The organism is Pseudomonas sp. DR48, from assembly GCF_019823085.1.
Taxonomy (GTDB): Bacteria; Pseudomonadota; Gammaproteobacteria; order Pseudomonadales; family Pseudomonadaceae; genus Aquipseudomonas.
In genome coordinates this window covers 740,218-760,547 of record NZ_CP081946.1, presented here as the reverse complement: position 1 = coordinate 760,547, position 20,330 = coordinate 740,218, and the positions used below count along the sequence as shown (strand labels likewise).

Below are 20,330 nucleotides of genomic sequence, written 5' to 3'. Positions count from 1 at the left end.
CTCGTGTCTCTGATCGCTTCTGACCACTTCCGCATCGTTGTCGGCCTCGGCAAGAGCGGCATGTCCCTGGTTCGCTTCCTGGCGAACCGGGGCACGTCGTTTGCCGTGGCCGATACGCGGGAAAATCCACCGGAACTGGCCACGCTCAAGCGTGACTATCCGCACGTGGAAGTGCGTTGTGGCGAGCTGGACGTCGAATTCCTGTGCCGCGCCGACGAGCTCTACGTGAGCCCCGGCCTGGCGTTGGCGACCCCGGCCCTGCAGGCTGCTGCCGCCCGTGGCGTGAAATTGTCCGGCGACATCGAGCTGTTCGCGCGAAATGCGAAGGCGCCGATTGTGGCCATCAGCGGTTCCAACGCGAAAAGCACCGTGACCACCCTGGTCGGCGAGATGGCGGCAGCGGCGGGCAAGCGTGTCGCCGTGGGCGGCAACCTCGGTACGCCGGCGCTGGATTTGCTCAGCGATGACGTCGAGTTGTACGTGATGGAATTGTCGAGCTTCCAGCTCGAAACCACCGACCAACTCAACGCTGAAGTGGCCACCGTGCTCAACGTCAGTGAAGACCACATGGACCGCTACAGCGGTCTGCCGGCCTATCACCTGGCCAAGCACCGTATTTTCCGCGGAGCCAGGCAGTTTGTGGTCAACCGTCAGGATGCGCTGAGCCGTCCGTTGATCGGCGAAGGTCAGCCTTGCTGGACGTTCGGCCTGAGCAAACCTGATTTCAAGGCCTTCGGCATCCGCGAAGAAAACGGCGAGAAGTACCTGGCGTTTGAATTCCAGAACCTGATGCCGGTGCGCGAGTTGAAAATCCGAGGCGCCCATAACCAGTCCAATGCCCTGGCGGCGTTGGCGCTGGGCCATGCCGTCGGCCTGCCATTCGACGCCATGCTGTCGAGCCTGCGCACGTTCGCCGGGCTTGAGCATCGCTGCCAGTGGGTCCGTGACCTGGATGGCGTGAGCTACTACAACGATTCCAAAGCCACTAACGTCGGCGCCGCACTGGCTGCCATCGAAGGTCTGGGCGCGGACATCGACGGCAAGGTGGTGTTGATCGCCGGGGGCGACGGCAAAGGCGCCGACTTCAAGGATCTGCGTGCCCCCGTGGCCGCCAACTGCCGCGCCGTCATTTTGATGGGCCGCGACTCCGACAAGATCGGTGAGGCCATCGGCGATGCTGTGCCATTGATCCGGGTCGGTTCGCTGGTTGAAGCGGTGGAGCAATGCCGCGCCGCTGCACAACCGGGCGATGTGGTGCTGCTGTCGCCAGCCTGCGCCAGTTTCGACATGTTCAAGAATTATGAAGACCGTGGTCACCAGTTCGTCCGCGCCGTGGAGGATCTGGCATGAGCCTGCGAAACATCATCAAGCCCTACCCGTCGCCGATCATCACCGGGCGCGGTATCGACCTCGACTTCCCGATGCTCGCCGGTTGCCTGGCCTTGATCGGCCTCGGGTTGGTCATGATCGCCTCGGCTTCGACCGAAGTGGCGGCGGCGCAATCGGGCAGCGCCCTGTATTACATGATCCGCCACCTTATTTATATCGTGCTGGGCCTGGGCGCCTGCGTCATCACCATGATGATTCCGATCGCCACCTGGCAACGCCTGGGCTGGCTGATGCTGCTGGGTGCGTTCGGTCTGCTGGTGATGGTGATCGTTCCCGGGATCGGCCGTGAAGTGAACGGTTCGATGCGCTGGATCGGCTTCAGTTTCTTCAACGTTCAGCCTTCCGAGATCGCCAAGGTGTTCGTGGTGATCTACCTCGCCGGTTACCTGGTGCGTCGCCAGAAAGAAGTGCGTGAAAGCTGGATGGGCTTCTTCAAGCCTTTCATCGTTCTGTTGCCAATGGCTGGCCTGCTGCTGATGGAGCCGGACTTCGGTGCCACCGTCGTGATGATGGGGGCCGCCGCGGCGATGCTGTTCCTTGGCGGAGTCGGGCTGTTCCGGTTTTCCCTGATGGTGGTCCTGGCGGTTGCAGCGGTGGTGTTGCTGATTCAAGTGCAGCCCTATCGAATGGCGCGTCTGACCAACTTTGCCGATCCATGGGCCGACCAGTTCGGCGCCGGCTATCAGTTGTCGCAGGCATTGATTGCCTTCGGTCGCGGCGAATGGCTGGGTGTTGGCCTGGGCAACAGCGTGCAGAAACAGTTCTACCTGCCGGAAGCCCACACCGACTTCGTGTTCTCGGTCCTGGCCGAAGAGCTGGGGGCCGTGGGTTCCTTGTGCACCGTCGCGCTGTTCGTCTTCGTGTGTATTCGCGGCATGTACATCGGTTATTGGGCTGAGAAGGCCAAGCAGTTTTTCGCCGCCTACATTGCGTACGGCTTGTCGTTTCTGTGGATCGGCCAGTTCCTGATCAACATCGGCGTGAACGTCGGTCTGCTGCCGACCAAAGGCCTGACCCTGCCGTTCCTCAGTTATGGCGGTAGTTCGTTGGTGATCTGTGGTGCCTGCCTTGGGTTGTTGTTGCGCATCGAGTGGGAGAGTCGAACCCACTTGGGCAGCGAAGAGATGGAATTCCATGAGAGCGACTTCGCCGAGGAGTCGACCCATGGGCGCTAACGTATTGATCATGGCGGGCGGCACCGGCGGTCACGTGTTTCCGGCGCTGGCTTGTGCTCGCGAGTTTCAGGCCCGCGGTTACACCGTGCACTGGCTTGGAACGCCCCGTGGCATCGAGAACGACCTGGTGCCGATGGCCGGTATCGAGCTGCATCGGATCAACGCCAGCGGCGTGCGTGGCAAGGGCAAATTGTCCCTGCTCAAGGCCCCGTTCATGGTGCTCAAATCCGTCTGGCAGGCGCGGGCGATCATTCGTCAGCTGCGGCCGGTGTGCGTCGTCGGCTTCGGTGGTTTTGTGACTGGCCCCGGTGGTGTTGCAGCCAAACTGGCCGGCGTGCCAGTGATCGTTCATGAGCAGAACGCGGTGGCCGGTACCGCCAATCGGTTGCTGGTGCCGTTGGCCGCCCGAGTCTGTGAAGCGTTCCCCGACACCTTTACCCTGTCGGACAGCCGTCGGACCACCGGTAACCCGGTGCGCACCGAGCTGTTCCTCGAAACACCGCGACAGGCCCTGGCCGGTCGCAAGGCGCGTTTGCTGATCCTGGGTGGAAGCCTGGGCGCAGAACCGTTGAACAAGTTGCTGCCTGAAGCCCTGTCGCAAGTCGCCCCCGACCTGCGCCCGGAAGTGTTTCATCAGGCCGGCAAAAACCACGATGAAGTGACTGCAGAGCGCTATCGCGCGGCTGGCGTCGAGGCGCAAGTGCAGCCCTTCATCAAAGACATGGCTCAAGCCTATGGCTGGGCCGACCTGGTGGTGTGCCGCGCAGGCGCATTGACCATCAGTGAACTGGCTGCTGCCGGTCTGCCCTCGTTGCTGGTGCCTTTGCCCCACGCGATCGACGATCACCAGACCCGCAACGCCGATTATTTGGCCCGTGAAGGCGCTGCCTTCCTGATGCCGCAAAGAACGACTGGCGCAGCGGATCTTGCCGCACGCCTGACAGAGGTCCTGATGCAACCGCAACGACTCAACGACATGGCCAGCGCGGCGCGCCGCCTCGCCAAACCCGATGCAACCCGTAACGTGGTCGATATCTGCCTGGAGGTGGCCCATGGTTGAGAATCAGAAAGCCATGCCGCAACCGGAAATGCGCCGTATCCGTAAAATCCACTTCGTCGGCATCGGCGGCGTGGGCATGTGCGGCATCGCCGAAGTGTTGTTGAACCTGGGCTATCAAGTGTCCGGTTCCGACCTGAAAGCGTCGCCGGTAACCGAGCGTCTTGAATCGTTCGGTGCGCACATTTTCATCGGCCACCGTGCCGAGAACGCCGCTGCCGCCGACGTGCTGGTGGTGTCGAGCGCCGTGAACACCTCCAACCCGGAAGTTGCCACCGCACTGGAACGCCGTATTCCCGTGGTGCCACGCGCCGAGATGCTGGCCGAGCTGATGCGCTACCGCCACGGCATCGCTGTCGCCGGGACCCACGGCAAAACCACCACCACCAGCCTGATCGCTTCGGTGTTCGCGGCCGGTGGCCTGGACCCGACGTTCGTCATCGGTGGCCGTCTGAATGCCGCGGGCACCAATGCCCAGCTCGGCACCAGCCGCTACCTGATCGCCGAAGCCGACGAAAGCGATGCGAGCTTCCTGCACTTGCAGCCCCTGGTGGCCGTGGTCACCAACATCGACGCCGACCACATGGCGACCTACGACGGTGACTTCAACAAACTGAAGAAAACCTTCGTCGAGTTCCTGCACAACCTGCCGTTCTACGGTTTGGCGGTGGTGTGCCTGGACGACCCGGTGGTGCGTGAAATCCTGCCGCTGGTGAAACGTCCTACGGTCACCTACGGCTTCGGCGATGACTGCGACGTGCGCGCCATCAATGTGCGCCAGCAGGGCATGCAGACTTTCTTCACCGTCCTGCGCCCTGATCGCGAACCGCTGGATGTCTCGGTGAACATGCCGGGCAACCACAACGTATTGAACGCGCTGGCGACCATCTGCATCGCCTCCGACGAAGGTGTCAGCGATGAGGCCATCGTCCAGGGCCTGTCCGGGTTCCAGGGTGTCGGTCGACGCTTCCAGGTCTACGGCGAACTGCCGGTCGAGGGCGGCCACGTGATGCTGGTCGACGACTACGGTCACCACCCGACCGAAGTCGCCGCCGTAATCAAAGCCGTGCGCGGTGGCTGGCCGGAGCGCCGTCTGGTGATGGTTTACCAGCCGCACCGTTACAGCCGCACCCGCGACCTGTACGACGATTTCGTCAATGTATTGGCCGATGCCAACGTGTTGCTGCTGATGGAAGTCTATCCGGCCGGTGAAGAACCGATCCCGGGGGCCGATAGCCGCAAGCTGTGCAACAGCATTCGTCAACGCGGCCAGCTCGATCCGATCTACATCGAGCGCGGTGTCGACCTTGCGCCGCTGGTCAAGCCGCTGCTGCGTGCCGGCGACATCCTGCTGTGCCAGGGCGCCGGTGATATCGGTGGTCTCGCCCCGAAACTGTTGGCCAGTCCGCTATTCGCGGGTGCTGTTGCCGCACCGACTCCGGGGAAATTGAAATGACTGCTGCCTACGCCAACCTCGTCTCCACGATCGCGCCGAAAGACTTCGGCCGCGTCGCCGTGCTGTTCGGCGGCAAGAGCGCCGAGCGTGAGGTTTCCCTCAAGTCGGGCAACGCTGTCCTCGACGCGCTGCTGAGCGCCGGTGTGGACGCGTTCGGCCTCGACGTGGGCGATGACCTGTTGCAGCGCTTGCTGAACGAAAAAATCGACCGCGCCTTCATCATCCTCCACGGTCGTGGCGGTGAAGACGGCAGCATGCAGGGCTTGCTCGAATGCCTGGGCATTCCGTACACCGGCAGCGGCATTCTTGCCTCGGCATTGGCGATGGACAAGCTGCGCACCAAACAGGTCTGGCACAGCCTCGGTATTCCGACGCCACGCCACGCCGTACTGAGTTGCGAGGCCGATTGTATTTCGGCAGCGACGGAACTGGGCTTCCCTTTGATCGTCAAACCGGCCCATGAAGGTTCAAGTATCGGTATGGCCAAAGTGACCTCCGCGCCGGAGTTGATCGACGCCTGGAAAGCGGCCAGTACCTACGATTCGCAAGTGTTGGTCGAGCAATGGATTCAAGGTCCGGAGTTCACCATCGCCACCCTGCGTGACCAGGTGTTGCCACCGATTGCCCTGGGCACGACGCACAGTTTCTACGACTACGACGCCAAGTACGTGGCCTCCGATACCCAGTACCGGATCCCGTGTGGCCTGGACAGCAACAAGGAAAAAGAACTGATGGACCTCACGGCGAAAGCCTGTGAGGCGCTGGGTATCGCCGGTTGGGGCAGGGCGGACGTGATGCAGGACGCCGACGGGCAGTTCTGGTTCCTGGAAGTCAACACCGCACCGGGCATGACCGATCACAGCCTGGTGCCGATGGCGGCCCGTGCTGCCGGTCTGGATTTCCAGCAACTGGTTCTGGCGATTTTGGCCGCCAGCATTGCCGGCAACAACGAGCCTCGAGGTTAAGACCATGCAAGGCGCACAGCTGAGACATCAGCCCCCTCCAGTACCCGGCCGCAAGCCGGTGCCGCGGGGTGCCAGCCGAATGGTGGCGAAAGAGCCGATGTCCGCGCGCCTGCCCAAAGCCAATTTCGGCTTTCTCAAAGCCTTGTTCTGGCCGGTGCTGTTGGTTGCACTGGGCTTCGGCACTTACGAAGGCGCACAGCGTTTGCTGCCGTACGCCGACCGGCCGATCACCAAGATCAACGTGCAGGGCGATTTGAGTTACATCAGCCAGCAAGCGGTGCAGCAGCGGATCGCCCCATACGTGGCGTCGAGCTTCTTCACCATCGATCTGGAGAGCATGCGCACCGAGCTTGAAACCATGCCATGGATTGCCCACGCCGAAGTGCGTCGGGTGTGGCCGGATCAAGTGGTGATCCGCCTGGAAGAACAACTGCCCGTGGCCCGTTGGGGCGATGAGTCGCTGTTGAACAACCAGGGGCAGGCCTTCACCCCGCGTGAGCTGGCGAACTATGAACACTTGCCACAGCTGTTCGGTCCACAACGGGCACAACAGCAAGTGATGCAGCAATACCAGGTGCTGAGCCAGATGCTCAGGCCATTGGGCTTCTCGATTGCACGCCTGGAATTGCGTGAACGAGGCAGCTGGTTCCTGACCACCGGCGCCGGCAGCGCGGGTCCGGGAATCGAACTGCTGCTGGGACGCGGCAACCTGGTGGAAAAGATGCGCCGCTTCATTGCCATCTACGACAAGACGCTTAAAGAACAGATTACGAACATTGCGCGCATCGATCTGCGCTACGCCAACGGCCTCGCTGTTGGCTGGCGGGAACCTGTAGCGCCCACGACAGCCCAACCCGCTGTCGCGAAGAATTAAGAAGAGGCAGGACCCATGGCAAACGTGCAAAGCGGCAAAATGATCGTCGGTCTTGATATCGGCACCTCCAAGGTGGTGGCGCTGGTCGGCGAGGTCTCGGACGACGGCACGCTGGAAATCGTCGGGATCGGCACTCATCCGTCCCGTGGCCTGAAGAAAGGCGTGGTGGTGAACATCGAGTCCACCGTGCAATCGATTCAGCGCGCGATCGAAGAAGCGCAGCTGATGGCCGGTTGCCGGATCCACTCGGCGTTCGTCGGCGTGGCCGGCAATCACATCCGCAGCCTGAACTCCCACGGCATCGTGGCGATTCGTGATCGCGAAGTCAGCTCCGCCGACCTTGAGCGCGTCCTCGACGCCGCCCAGGCCGTGGCGATCCCGGCTGACCAGCGCGTGCTGCACACCCTGCCGCAGGATTACGTGATCGATAACCAGGAAGGCGTTCGTGAGCCGCTGGGCATGTCGGGCGTACGTCTGGAAGCCAAGGTTCACGTGGTGACCTGCGCCGTCAACGCCGCACAGAACATTGAAAAATGTGTGCGTCGCTGTGGCCTGGAAATCGACGACATCATTCTCGAGCAACTGGCGTCCGCGTATTCGGTGCTGACCGACGACGAGAAAGAGCTGGGCGTTTGCCTGGTGGACATCGGTGGCGGCACGACCGACATCGCGATCTTCACCGAAGGCGCGATCCGTCACACCGCGGTGATCCCGATTGCGGGCGATCAGGTGACCAACGACATCGCGATGGCGTTGCGCACCCCGACTCAGTACGCCGAAGAAATCAAGATTCGCTACGCCTGCGCCCTGGCCAAGCTGGCCGGTGCCGGTGAAACCATCAAGGTCCCAAGCGTCGGCGACCGTCCACCGCGCGAGCTTTCGCGTCAGGCCCTGGCCGAAGTGGTCGAGCCGCGTTACGACGAACTGTTCACGCTGATCCAGGCCGAATTGCGCCGCAGCGGCTACGAAGACCTGATCCCGGCCGGCATCGTGCTGACCGGTGGTACGTCGAAAATGGAAGGCGCGGTCGAACTGGCCGAAGAGATCTTCCACATGCCGGTCCGCCTGGGCGTGCCTCACGGCGTCAAGGGCCTGGATGACGTGGTCCGCAACCCGATTTATTCCACTGGCGTTGGCCTGTTGATGTACGGCCTGCAAAAGCAGTCCGACGGGATTTCGTTCTCGGGTATCAGCAGCCGCGACAGCTACAGCAATGAAGAACCGAAAGCCGCCTTGCTCGATCGCATCAAGAGCTGGGTTCAAGGCAACTTCTAAAGATTTACCGCAGCACCGTTGTAGATACAGGCAGTAGGCGAAAAAACTAGAGAACGTAAAGGAGAGGGAAAATGTTCGAACTCGTAGACAACATCCCCGCAAGCCCGGTTATTAAAGTTATCGGTGTTGGCGGAGGCGGCGGCAACGCTGTCAACCACATGGTCAAGAGCAACATTGAAGGCGTTGAATTCATCTGCGCCAACACTGATGCCCAGGCGCTGAAATCCATCGGCGCGCGGACCATCCTGCAACTGGGTACCGGCGTGACCAAAGGTCTGGGCGCTGGTGCCAACCCTGAAGTAGGTCGTCAGGCCGCTCTCGAAGACCGTGAGCGCATTGCCGAAGTCCTGCAGGGCACCAACATGGTGTTCATCACCACTGGCATGGGCGGTGGTACCGGTACCGGTGCTGCGCCGATCATTGCTGAAGTGGCCAAGGAAATGGGGATTCTCACCGTTGCGGTGGTGACTCGTCCGTTCCCGTTCGAAGGCCGCAAGCGCATGCAGATCGCCGACGAAGGTATCCGTCTGCTGTCTGAAAGCGTTGACTCGTTGATCACCATTCCCAACGAGAAACTGCTGACCATCCTCGGTAAGGACGCAAGCCTCTTGTCGGCTTTCGCGAAGGCTGACGATGTACTGGCCGGTGCCGTTCGCGGTATCTCCGACATCATCAAGCGTCCGGGCATGATCAACGTCGACTTTGCCGACGTACGCACCGTAATGAGCGAAATGGGCATGGCGATGATGGGCACTGGCTGCGCCAGCGGTCCGAACCGTGCACGCGAAGCCACCGAAGCGGCCATTCGCAACCCGTTGCTTGAAGACGTGAACCTGCAAGGTGCACGCGGCATCCTGGTGAACATCACCGCCGGTCCTGACCTGTCCCTGGGTGAGTACTCCGACGTGGGTAGCATCATCGAAGCCTTCGCTTCCGAGCACGCAATGGTCAAGGTCGGTACCGTTATCGATCCGGACATGCGCGACGAACTGCACGTGACCGTGGTTGCTACCGGTCTGGGCGCTAAAATCGAGAAGCCTGTAAAGGTCATCGACAATACCGTTCACACCTCGATGGCTTCCCAGCCGCAACAATCGGCACCCGCTCGTCAGGAACAACCAGCGGTAAACTACCGTGACCTGGACCGTCCGACCGTCATGCGCAACCAGGCTCAGGCCGGTGCTGCGACTGCCGCGAAGATGAATCCGCAAGATGACCTGGACTACCTGGACATCCCGGCTTTCCTGCGTCGTCAGGCTGATTGATGGAATGTATCAGGGCTATGAAGGTGATTGGTGTTCAGCAAAGGTCTGGTCTGCTATTATCGCCAGCCTTTGTTGATACCAGTTCGCAATTTGCGCTGAAGCGGCCCAAGCCATGATTAAACAACGCACACTGAAAAATATTATCCGTGCCACAGGTGTAGGCCTGCACTCGGGGGAGAAGGTTTACCTGACCCTCAAGCCAGCACCTATCGACACCGGCATTGTGTTTTGTCGTGCCGATCTCGATCCGGTCGTGCAAATCCCTGCCCGCGCGGAAAACGTTGGTGAAACCACGATGTCGACCACATTGGTCAGTGGTGACACCAAAGTGGATACGGTGGAGCACTTGCTCTCGGCCATGGCTGGCCTGGGCATCGATAACGCCTACGTCGAGCTCTCCGCGTCTGAAGTCCCGATCATGGATGGTAGCGCTGGACCCTTCGTATTTCTGATTCAGTCGGCTGGCCTGGAAGAACAGGACGCCGCCAAGAAGTTCATCCGGATCCTGCGGGAAGTGACAGTGGAAGACGGCGACAAGCGCGCCACTTTCGTCCCTTTCGAAGGTTTCAAAGTGAGCTTCGAGATCGATTTCGATCACCCGGTTTTCCGTGACCGCACACAAAGTGCAAGCGTGGATTTTTCCAGCACTTCGTTCGTAAAAGAAGTCAGCCGCGCCCGCACCTTTGGTTTCATGAGTGACATCGAGTACCTGCGCAAGCACAACCTCGCACTCGGCGGCAGCGTTGAAAACGCTATTGTGGTCGACGCGGATGGTGTACTGAACGAAGACGGCCTTCGCTATGAAGACGAATTCGTGAAGCACAAGATCCTCGATGCAATTGGTGACCTCTACCTGCTGGGCAATAGCCTGATTGGTGAGTTCAAGGGCTTCAAGTCCGGACATGCATTGAACAACCAGCTTCTGCGCAAGTTGATTGAGCAGAAAGATGCTTGGGAAGTCGTGACTTTCGAAGACGCCAGTACTGCACCGATCTCTTACATGCGTCCCGTTGCGGCCGTGTAAGTAAAAACCTCTCTAGTTTTTAAAGGCTGCCTTCGGGTGGCCTTTTTTTATGCCTGCATGTCGATCGTTCTTCAGTCAGCAGAGACCACCCGGTTACGCCCGTTTTCCTTGGCCTGATACAGCGCCTTGTCCGCCGCGAACAGCACACTTTCCAGGCTGATATCAGTCGCTGTTGTCCAGGTGCTGATACCAATACTGACAGTGATGGGCGATTCCGCACCCTCGATGAACGGCAACTGCTCGACAGCTTTGCGAATGTTTTCGGCAATCTGCTGCGCGCCGGCGCTGTCGGTTTCCGCCAGGATCACTGAAAACTCTTCGCCACCGTAACGGGCCGCCAGATCCGCCGGTCGTCGCACGTGGGCGCTGATGACACTGGCCAGCGTACGCAATGCCTGGTCGCCGGCCTGATGGCCATATCGATCGTTGAAATCCTTGAAGCGGTCGGCGTCAATCATCAGCACCGACAGTGGTTTGCCCGATCGTTGCGCGCGAAACCATTCATGACGCAGGGCCTGATCGAGCGTCCGGCGGTTGGCCAGGCCGGTCAAGGGATCGGTGGCCGCCAGTTGCGCCAGCCCCCGCTCGGCGTTGTGGCGCAGGCGCAGTTCCCGACAGAACAACCAGGTCAGCCAGAGCAGACTGATGCACAACGCCAGGGTCGCCACGCTGACCACCAACGCCGTGCGCTTCCAGGAGGCAAACACTTCATCGCTCGACAGAGCAACGACGACGATCAGCGGCAGGTTGCCCACCTTGGAAAACGTGTACAGGCGTTTGTCCTGGTATTGGCTTGAAACGCTGGTGAAGCTGCCGTTGCCTTCTTTGACGATGCGCTGGAAATTGGGGCGGTTGCTGAAATCCTTGCCGACCAATTCTTCGGCCGGGCGCGGTTCCTGGGCCAGCAGGATGCCGTCCGAGCTGATCAGGTTGACCGAGCTGTCACGACCGATGTTCAAGCTGTTGAACAATTGATCGAAGTAACTCAGGCGCATGGCGGCTTCGGCGACACCGAGGAATTCGCCCTGTGTTCCGCTGACCCGGCGACTGAAGCTGATTCGCCACTCATGTTCAGCCTGCCTGGAGCGAAAGGGGCGGCTGATGAACATGCCCGGGTCGCGATTGCTCACGTGCGACTGAAAGTATTCACGGTCGGCGAAATTGCCCTTTCTAGGCTCCACCGAGGCCGAGTCGGCAATGACGTCGCCCTTGTTGTCCAGCAACAGGATATCGCCCTTGTACGGCGCGGCCGTGGCGCGGTCGAACAAGGCCAGATGACGGATGTCGGGAGAAACGTTCTTGAGGTCTTCCCGTTGCGAGGCCGCAATCAGACCGAGCAGGGACAGGTCGTAGAGCTCGACATTGCGCAGCACGTCGGCGTCGATCAACTGCACGATATTGGATGCGGCGCGCGTGGCAGACAGTTCTGCGTTGGCGCGCTCACGGACCAACAGATACGCCACGATGCTCAGAATGGCCACCACCAGCAGCAAACTGCCAAGAACCAGAAGCCGCTCCGACCGGGGCGATCGGACCGGATCTTGAGGTTGTGCACTGCTCACGCTCATGGTTCTGGCTTCTATTGACGAGGCGTTTTGAACGATTAGCTGTTCGCGTTCAGTGCGCCGGTAAAAATCCCGGATAAAAAAAAGCCAGCAAAACGTGCTGGCCTTTTGTTCGTTGCAGTTTAGAAGACATTCAGCGGGTAGTCGACGATCACCCGGTATTCGTCAGTGTCCTGGTCTAGCGCGCCGTAGCCGTTTCCGCCCCGGTTGGTTGCCCATTGCAGACGCACGGACAGGTCCTTGGCCTGGCCTTCCTGGACCACGTACTTAAGATCAATGTCACGTTCCCAGTGCTCGGCATTTTTGCCGTCGGCGCTGTACCACGAGGCATATCCGCGGCTGTCCGGGTCAACCTTGGTCAGGTCCAGTTTGCCCCGTGAGTACGAAAGTGCCGAGGTCAGGCCGGGCAGGTCGAGGCCAGCAAAGTCGTAGGCGTACTTGAGTTTCCACGAGCGTTCGTTCGGGCCGTTGAAGTCCGAATACTGCTGGGAGTTGTCGAGGAAAATGCTGTCGCCCTGGTTGATGTAGTCGAACGGCGTGTTGCCGTTGACCCGCTGATACGCCGCGGTAACGCTGTGAAAGCCCACGCCGACAGTGAAATGCAGGCTGTAGGTGTTGTTGTCGATGTTGCCTAGCAGCGCATCGCCGGTGTCTTGCGTGTGATAGAAGTGCAGGCCCGGGTTGAGGCTGACCAGATCGTTCAGCGCGTAGGTGTAATCCAGGTCGTAGTAATACTGGTTCCAGATGTCCTTGAGCTCGGAAGCATAAAGGCTACTGGTCAAGCCCGGCAGGCCGCTCCAGGCCACGCCGGCCCAATTCAGGTGCTGACTTTCGTCACCCTCTGCCAGGCTGCCGTACGAGGTGCTGATTCGGGTATGGCCGCTCTGGTTGTAAGGCTTGGTGAAACTCGCCTGGCCGCCTTCGATGAGGAAACCGTCGAAACTGTGGTTGGTCAGGCTGACGCCGCGAAAGGTCTGCGGCAGCATGCGTGTCTCGCCGCCGGCAATCACCGGGTTGTTGAGGAACAGGTCGCCGGCCTTCAACTCGGTATCGAATGCACGCATTTTCAGCGTGGCGCCCGCCGTCGAGAACGACCCCGGCGCTTTGCCGTTGCCATCGCTGACCGGCAGGATGCTCGAGTTATCCGTGCCGCCACCGCCGTCGAGCTTGAGTCCGAGCATGGCGTTGGCATCGATACCGAAACCCACCGTGCCCTGGGTGTAGCCCGATTTGAAAATGCCGAGAAAGCCTTGGCCCCATTCGATGTTGTCGTCCGCGTGCTGCAGGCGGTTGCGGTTCATGTAGTAGTTGCGAGCATTGAGGTTGAGGCTCGAACCCTGCACAAACCCTTCAGGGTGGGTGTCGTCGGCGGCGTGGGCGGTGGTGGGTATCGTTGCAGCAACTGCAATGAACAACGGGCTGAAACTAAGAGGAAAACGCACTTGCGGTAAAGCTCCTTGGGGTCAATCAAGTACTTCATTAGTTGAAGTACAGGATGTTTCTTGTAAGAGGAGACGAACGAGACCGGTGTTAAACCACAACGAAAAAAAGCCGCTGATAGCAGCGGCTTTGAAGACAACCTTTCAAAGGGAAGAGCCGATGAAAAGTGTCGAGGGAAAGGGTGCGACTACGCTGGATCAGCTGTCTTTCTCAACCCGTGGCTGGTTGGCAGACGTTGAGGCTTGAGGGGTTTGCGCAGCGTCTTGGGCTTTGGCCGTCATTTCACTCTGATACTGTTCGTAGGCTGCGACGCGTGCCTCGTTTTGTGCGGAGAAGGTCTGCGACTCTTCAGCCATGGCGAACGGTGACAGGAACAATGAGGACAAAACGAAAGCGCTGGCAATACCCATAGTGTTGGACATCTTTAAAACCTTCTTGCTTGGCAAGTGCTGTTTGGTGCGGCAAAGATAAGGGGGAATGAGGAGGGGAAAAAGAGCGGATTCATGAAAGGACTGTTGCTGATAAAGCAACAGTTGATCGTCAGACCGGAAGGTGGATGCCGAAGGTATTCATCCCGTGATCACTGCGCACAAACACATCCCCGCCGTGCATCAGCGCAATCGCCTTGACGATCGCCAGCCCCAACCCGTGGTTGTTGCCGCTATTGCTGCGTGACGCATCCACCCGGTAAAAACGCTCGAACAACCGAGGCAGATGTTCGCTGGCAATTGGCGAACCAGGGTTGGCGACACCGATGCTCACCTGATGCGCCTCAACCTCGATTTTCACCTCGATCACTTGCCCGGGCGCGGTGTGCTGCACCGCATTGCTCAACAAATTGATCAGCGCCCGGCGCAAATGCGCGATCTCGATCTGCACTTGCGCATCACCGCTGACACGTACCTGAACCTGCGCATCCTCAAGAATGAAATCCAGATATTCCAGGGTCGTCGCCACTTCATCGGCCAGCGAGGTGGACGTCAGTTTGGTGGCCTTGCTGCCCTGATCCGCGCTGGCAAGAAACAGCATGTCATTGATGATCGAACGCAGCCGCTCCAACTCTTCAAGGTTCGATTGCAGCACTTCGAAATAGTGTTCGGCGGAACGCCCGCGAGTCAGCGCCACCTGTGTCTGGCCGATCAGGTTGGTCAAGGGCGAACGCAGTTCATGGGCGACGTCGGCGTTGAACGACTCCAGTCGCGAATAGGCCTGTTCAACCCGCTCCAGTGTCGAGTTGAACGAATTGACGAACTGATTGAGTTCCGGCGGCAAAGACGACATGCGCAAACGTCCGGAACGCAATGGCGGCGCCAGTCGCTGGGCTTCCTGAGACAACTTGATCAACGGTTTCAGGCCAATGCGCGCCACCCAATACCCGAGTGCCGAAGCCAATAACACGCCGATGATCGCGAGGCTGATGAGGGCGATCAGCAGGTGATGCTGAGTCTGGAAAAACGTCTCGGTGTCGATGCCGATCATGAAGCGCAGCGGCGGGCGTTGATCCTTGGCCGGGAACTGGCTGACCAACACTTTCAGCGGATATGGCTGGCCCGGCAGGGTCATGTCGCGCATCCCCAGCGGGCCTTCGGCAAAGGCGCGGATCTGTGGCGTCAGGTTGCCGTATTCGTAGTTCGGATCACCGCTGATGATCCAGAAACGGATGCGCTTGTCTTCTTCGCCGAGCAGATTGAGTTTGTTGTTGATCTTCACCCAATGCTCGGGCGTGCCGTAACGCCCGACCGTGGATTCGAGCACGCTGTAGCGCGCGTCCAGCTCGGCTTCGGGCAACAGGCCCAGGCCTTTATCGACCTGTTGGTACAGCGCCCAGCCGATCAGCAGGAACACCAGCAGCGCGACCAACGTAAACATCCCACTGAGGCGCAGCGCAATCGAGTTACTGGACACCGCGGCTCTCCAGCACATAACCCATGCCCCGGATGGTGTGCAGCAGTTTTTCGTCGAACGGCCCGTCGAGTTTGGCCCGCAGGCGCTTGATCGCGACTTCGACGACGTTGGCGTCGCTGTCGAAATTGATGTCCCAGACCATTTCGGCAATCGCCGTTTTCGAGAGGATTTCACCTTGCCGACGGGCGAGCACGCTCAGCAGCGAGAACTCCTTGGCGGTCAGGTCCAGGCGCGTACCGGCGCGGGTCGCCTTGCGGCTGATCAAATCGATCCACAGGTCGGCGATGCTCACTTGCACCGGCTCGTGGCCGCCGCTGCGCCGGGTCAGCGCTTGCAGGCGTGCCACCAGTTCGAGGAAGGAAAACGGCTTGCCGAGGTAATCGTCGGCGCCGTCGCGCAGGCCTTTGATGCGGTCTTCGACGCGCTCGCGGGCGGTGAGCATGATCACCGGGGTTTGCTTGCGCGCACGCAAGGCGCGCAGCACGCCGAAGCCGTCGAGGCCCGGCAACATGACGTCGAGGACGATCACCGCATAGTCGCTTTCCAGCGCCAGGTGCAGGCCTTCGACGCCGTCGCGCGCCAGGTCCACGGTGTAACCCTGTTCCGTCAGGCCGCGGTGCAAATAGTCCGCGGTTTTTTCTTCGTCTTCGATAATCAGAACGCGCATGACCCCGCCTCAGTCTGTGGTCGCCAGCACCGGCAGCGGTGCGGGTTTAGGTCGATGGAATAGCCGCTCAAGCCACAAGTATATGACCGGAGTGGTGAACAAAGTCAGCGCCTGGCTCACCAACAAGCCGCCGACCACCGCGATCCCCAACGGCTGGCGCAGTTCGGCGCCGGTGCCGTAGCCGAGCATCAGCGGCAACGCACCCAGCAGGGCGGCGAGGGTGGTCATGATGATCGGCCGGAACCGTGTGATACAGGCTTGGAAAATCGCCTCTTCCGGCGGCAAGCCACCGTTGCGTTGGGCGTCGAGTGCGAAGTCGATCATCAGGATGCCGTTTTTCTTCACGATCCCGATCAGCAACACCAGCCCGATCAGCGCCATGATCGAAAAGTCCTGGCCGCAGATCCACAGCATGATCACCGCGCCGAGCCCCGCCGATGGCAGTGTCGAGATGATGGTCAGCGGGTGCACGAAGCTCTCGTAAAGGACGCCGAGAATGATGTACACCGCCACCAGCGCGGCCAGGATCAGCCACGGCTGGCTGGCCAGCGAACTCTGGAACGCCTGCGCCGCGCCCTGGAAGTTGCCGCTCATGGCCGCCGGCATGCCGATCTCGGCCTTGGCCTGGTTGAGCATGATCACGGCATCGCCCAACGCCACGCCGGGCGCCAGGTTGAACGACAGGTTGGCGGCCGGGAACATGCCGTCATGGGCAATGGACAGCGGGCCGACGGTGGGCGCATCGAATTTCGCCAGTGCCGACAGCGGCACCATTTCCCCGCTCAGGGGCGAGCGCAGGTAGAAGTAGTTGAGGCTTTCGGCTTTGCCGCGTTGTTTGGTATCCAGTTCCAGAATCACGTTGTATTGGTTGATCTGGGTCTGGAACTCGTTGATCTGCCGCTGACCGAACGCGTCGTACAGCGCTTCATCGACATCACTGGCGGTCAGGCCGAAACGCGCGGCGGCGCTGCGGTCGATGCTGATGTGGGTGATGCTGCCGCCCAATTGCAGGTCATTGGAAATGTCGCGGAATGCCGGGTTGGCGCGCAGCTTTTCCGTCAGGCGTTGGGTCCAGGTGCTGAGGGTCGCGCCGTCGTTGCTCTTGAGCACATATTGGTACTGGGCGCGACTCGGGCCAGAGCTGAGGTTGATGTCCTGGCCGGCACGCAGGTACAGCACGATGCCCGGGACTTTCATCAGTTTCGGGCGAATCCGGTCAATGAACTGACTGGCCGAGACGTCGCGGTCGCCGCGTTTTTTCAGGGAGATCCAGAAGCGGCCGTTGGCGATGGTCTGGTTACTGCCGGAGACGCCGACCGAGTGGGAAAACGCCGCGACGGCGGGGTCTGCGGCGACGATTTCGGCCATCGCCAAGTGTTTTTTCACCATGTCGCCGTAGGAAATATCGGCAGCGGCTTCGGTGGTCCCGAGGACAAAACCGGTGTCCTGCACAGGGAAAAAGCCCTTGGGGATAAAGATGTAACCGGCAATCGCCAGGCCCAGTGACAGGCAGAACACCCCGATCATCAATTTCTGGTGGGCGAGGGCGCGGCGCAGGAGTTTTTCATAGCCCGCCAGCAAGCGTTCGCCAAACGTCGGTTTGCCGTGGGCGTGATGCACCGGCGCACGCATGAACAGCGCGGCGAGCGTGGGCGCCAGTGTCAGGGAGACCACCACCGAAATCATAATGGTCGAGGTGGCGGTCAGGGCGAATTCCTTGAACAGCCGCCCGACAACGCCGCCCATGAACAGCAGCGGAATGAACGCCGCCACCAGCGAAAAGCTGATGGACACCACGGTAAAACCAATCTCGCCGGCGCCCTTGATCGCCGCCTCGCGCATGCCGTCGCCGGCCTCGAGGTGACGGTGAATGTTCTCCACCACCACAATCGCATCGTCGACCACAAACCCCACAGCCACCACGATCGCCACCAGCGTCAGGTTGTTGAGGCTGAAGCCCATGATGTACATCAGGGCGAAACTGGCAGTCAGCGAAACACCCAGCACGGCGGACACAATCATGGTCGCCGACCACTGGCGCAGGAACAGCGCCATCACCGCCACCACCAGCAGGATCGCGATCAGCAGGGTGACTTCCACTTCATGCAGCGAGGCTCGGATGGTCTGGGTGCGGTCGACCAGCACCTTGACCTGCACCGACGCCGGCAGCATGGCTTCGAGGGCGGGCAGGGCGGCCTGGATGCGATCCACCGTCTCGACAATGTTGGCCCCCGGTTGCCGGGAAATCACCAGGTTGACCCCTGGCTTGTCACCGGCCCAGGCTTGCACGTAGGCATCTTCCGAACCGTTGACGACTTTGGCGACGTCCTTGAGGTGAACCGGTGCACCGTCCTTGTAGGAAACGATGAGCTGGCTGTATTCCTCGGGTTGGAAGAGCTGGTCGTTGGTCGACAGCGTCGAGATGCTCGACTCGCCGTACAACGCACCTTTGGCCAGGTTGAGGCTGGTGTTCTGGATGGCCTGGCGAATGTCCGCCAGCGTCAGGCCGATAGCAGCGAGTTTGTCCGCCGAGGCTTGAACGCGAATCGCCGGACGTTGCTGACCGGTGATGTTGATTTGGCCTACACCGTTGATCTGACTGATCTGACGCGAGAGCAGGGTTTCCACCAGGTCGCTGAGTTCGGTGCCGGGCATTTGTGTCGAGTTGACGCTGAGAATCAGCACCGGGCTGTCGGCCGGGTTGACCTTGCGCCACGTCGGCAGGGTCGGCATGTCTTTCGGCAGTTTGCCAGCGGCGGTGTTGATCGCTGCCTGTACTTCCTGGGCGGCGGTGTCGATGCTTTTGTCGAGGGTGAATTGCAGCGTCAGGTTGGTCGAGCCCAAGGCGCTGCTCGAGGTCATCTGGGTTACGCCGGGGATGGCGCTGAATTGCACTTCAAGCGGCGTAGCGACCGACGACGCCATGGTTTCCGGGCTGGCGCCGGGGAGTTGCGCGGCGACCTGAATGGTCGGGAATTCCGCCTCTGGTAGCGGCGCAATGGGCAGGCGCGGAAAGGCGATGACGCCCAGCAGCACCAAGGCAAACGTCAGCAGAATGGTGGCGACCGGATGATCGATGCACCAGGCCGAGATTGAGCCGTGGCCCTTCATGGCTTGGACTCCGACTGAACCACTTGCGGCGGGTCGGTCAGCACCTGAACGGTGGAACCGGGTTTGAGGCGCGATTGGCCGTCACTGACCAATATGTCGCCGGGCTTAACACCTTTGATGATGTCCTGGCCGCTGCCTTGGGCAACCATCTGCACGGTGACGGTTTCGACTTTGTCGCCGTTGACCCGGTACACGTAATGTTGATCGAGGCCGCGTTGTACGACGGTGGGCGGCACCACCAGCGCATCTTTATCCAGCGCTGTCTGAATTTTTACCGTCACCAGCAGGCCCGGCCAGAGTTTCTGCCCGGGGTTGTTGAATTCAGCCTTGGCGCGGATGGTCCCGGTGTTGGCGCTGATCTGGTTGTCGATCAGGGTCAGGTGGCCTTCGCCCAGCAGGTTGCCGGTTTCGCCGTCGGTGTCAGCGCCGATGTAGGCTTTCACCAGCGCGTGCTCCGGGTCGTTGATCAGGCCTTGCAGGGTGGGCAGCATTTGCTGTGGCAGGGAGAATTCCACGGCAATCGGGTCGATCTGGGTCACTGTGAACAGGCCTTGGGCGTCGGCCATGCGCAGGAAGTTGCCTTCATCCACTGTGCGAATACCGACGCGGCCGGTGACCGGGGAGCGAATCTGTGTGTAGGAAAGCTGTACTTGCGCGGCGTCGATCGAGGCTTGGTTGCCTTGGGCGGTGGCTTTGAGTTGGTTGACCAGGGCTTGTTGCTGGTCGTAGGTCTGTTTGGATACGCCGTCGTCGACGCTCAGTAGTTTGTAGCGTTTGAGGTTGACTTGTGCGACTTGCAGTTGTGCCTGGCTTTCGCCGAGTTGCGCTCGGGCCTGGTCGAGGCTGGCGCGGATCGAGCGGTCGTCGATGGTGGCGAGCAGGTCGCCTTTGTTCACCAGTTGGCCTTCTTTGACCATGATTTTGGTGAGGATGCCGTCGATTTGCGGGCGGACGACGACGCTGTGCAGTGATAGCACGGAGCCGATGCCGCTGACGTAGCGGGGGACGTCTTTTGCGCTGACGCTGATGACGCGGACCGGGATTGCTGTGGGCGCGGCGAGTTTGGCTGTGGCGGGTTTGGTGGCGTACCACACGCCCAGCGCTGCCATGACGATCAGAAGGGTTGCGAGCAGGGCGGGTTTTTTCTGAATTCGCATGCGTG

At 60.5% G+C, this 20,330-nt stretch carries 16 protein-coding genes; 9 read left to right on the top strand and 7 right to left on the bottom strand.

What is annotated here, in order from left to right; genetic code table 11:
- Window positions 1-3 precede the first annotated feature (3 nt).
- The 9 genes from murD to lpxC all read left to right on the top strand — a co-directional run bounded on the left by murD (window position 4) and on the right by lpxC (window position 10,480).
- Complete coding sequence (murD, locus tag K5K95_RS03430; RefSeq protein ID WP_222588382.1) at window positions 4-1,350, top strand: UDP-N-acetylmuramoyl-L-alanine--D-glutamate ligase; 1,347 nt, start codon at window positions 4-6, stop codon at window positions 1,348-1,350.
- Window positions 1,347-2,564 carry a putative lipid II flippase FtsW gene (gene ftsW / locus K5K95_RS03425; protein ID WP_090180266.1) on the top strand — a complete coding sequence of 406 codons (1,218 nt, stop codon included), beginning with the start codon at window positions 1,347-1,349 and terminating at the stop codon, window positions 2,562-2,564. The genes murD and ftsW overlap by 4 nt, the downstream gene beginning before the upstream one ends.
- Window positions 2,554-3,624 (top strand): undecaprenyldiphospho-muramoylpentapeptide beta-N-acetylglucosaminyltransferase, encoded by a 1,071-nt coding sequence (gene murG / locus K5K95_RS03420; protein WP_222588381.1) that lies wholly within the window; start codon window positions 2,554-2,556, stop codon window positions 3,622-3,624. Before ftsW ends, murG begins: the two co-directional genes overlap by 11 nt.
- Entirely contained in the window at window positions 3,617-5,077 is a 1,461-nt protein-coding gene (murC, locus tag K5K95_RS03415) for a UDP-N-acetylmuramate--L-alanine ligase (RefSeq protein WP_090180273.1), read from the top strand. The genes murG and murC overlap by 8 nt, the downstream gene beginning before the upstream one ends.
- The gene (locus K5K95_RS03410) at window positions 5,074-6,042 is read left to right on the top strand and encodes a D-alanine--D-alanine ligase (protein WP_222588380.1); all 969 of its coding nucleotides are present in this window, start codon (window positions 5,074-5,076) and stop codon (window positions 6,040-6,042) included. The genes murC and K5K95_RS03410 overlap by 4 nt, the downstream gene beginning before the upstream one ends.
- A gap of 4 nt (window positions 6,043-6,046) precedes the next feature.
- Complete coding sequence (locus tag K5K95_RS03405) at window positions 6,047-6,916, top strand: cell division protein FtsQ/DivIB (RefSeq protein ID WP_090180278.1); 870 nt, start codon at window positions 6,047-6,049, stop codon at window positions 6,914-6,916.
- A gap of 15 nt (window positions 6,917-6,931) precedes the next feature.
- Complete coding sequence (gene ftsA / locus K5K95_RS03400; protein WP_008147519.1) at window positions 6,932-8,191, top strand: cell division protein FtsA; 1,260 nt, start codon at window positions 6,932-6,934, stop codon at window positions 8,189-8,191.
- Between the two features lie 71 nt (window positions 8,192-8,262).
- Window positions 8,263-9,456 (top strand): cell division protein FtsZ, encoded by a 1,194-nt coding sequence (gene ftsZ / locus K5K95_RS03395; protein WP_007943486.1) that lies wholly within the window; start codon window positions 8,263-8,265, stop codon window positions 9,454-9,456.
- A gap of 112 nt (window positions 9,457-9,568) precedes the next feature.
- Window positions 9,569-10,480, top strand: a complete 912-nt coding sequence (gene lpxC / locus K5K95_RS03390; protein WP_222588379.1) for a UDP-3-O-acyl-N-acetylglucosamine deacetylase — start codon at window positions 9,569-9,571, stop codon at window positions 10,478-10,480.
- Window positions 10,481-10,551: 71 nt separating this feature from the next.
- Here lpxC and K5K95_RS03385 read toward each other — a convergent pair whose 3' ends face one another.
- The 7 genes from K5K95_RS03385 to K5K95_RS03355 form a co-directional block, all read right to left on the bottom strand.
- Entirely contained in the window at window positions 10,552-12,048 is a 1,497-nt protein-coding gene (locus tag K5K95_RS03385) for a sensor domain-containing diguanylate cyclase (RefSeq protein ID WP_222588378.1), read from the bottom strand.
- Window positions 12,049-12,167: 119 nt separating this feature from the next.
- Window positions 12,168-13,487 (bottom strand): OprD family porin, encoded by a 1,320-nt coding sequence (locus K5K95_RS03380; RefSeq protein ID WP_222588377.1) that lies wholly within the window; start codon window positions 13,485-13,487, stop codon window positions 12,168-12,170.
- 195 nt (window positions 13,488-13,682) lie between these two features.
- Window positions 13,683-13,907 carry a hypothetical protein gene (locus K5K95_RS03375; RefSeq protein WP_222588376.1) on the bottom strand — a complete coding sequence of 75 codons (225 nt, stop codon included), beginning with the start codon at window positions 13,905-13,907 and terminating at the stop codon, window positions 13,683-13,685.
- Window positions 13,908-14,025: 118 nt separating this feature from the next.
- Entirely contained in the window at window positions 14,026-15,390 is a 1,365-nt protein-coding gene (locus K5K95_RS03370; RefSeq protein WP_222588375.1) for a heavy metal sensor histidine kinase, read from the bottom strand.
- Complete coding sequence (locus tag K5K95_RS03365; RefSeq protein WP_007916978.1) at window positions 15,380-16,057, bottom strand: heavy metal response regulator transcription factor; 678 nt, start codon at window positions 16,055-16,057, stop codon at window positions 15,380-15,382. The genes K5K95_RS03370 and K5K95_RS03365 overlap by 11 nt, the downstream gene beginning before the upstream one ends.
- Window positions 16,058-16,066: 9 nt before the next feature.
- Window positions 16,067-19,168, bottom strand: coding sequence for a multidrug efflux RND transporter permease subunit (locus tag K5K95_RS03360; protein ID WP_222588374.1), 3,102 nt, complete (start codon window positions 19,166-19,168; stop codon window positions 16,067-16,069).
- Complete coding sequence (locus K5K95_RS03355; protein WP_222588373.1) at window positions 19,165-20,325, bottom strand: efflux RND transporter periplasmic adaptor subunit; 1,161 nt, start codon at window positions 20,323-20,325, stop codon at window positions 19,165-19,167. The genes K5K95_RS03360 and K5K95_RS03355 overlap by 4 nt, the downstream gene beginning before the upstream one ends.
- Between the last annotated feature and the right edge of the window lie 5 nt (window positions 20,326-20,330).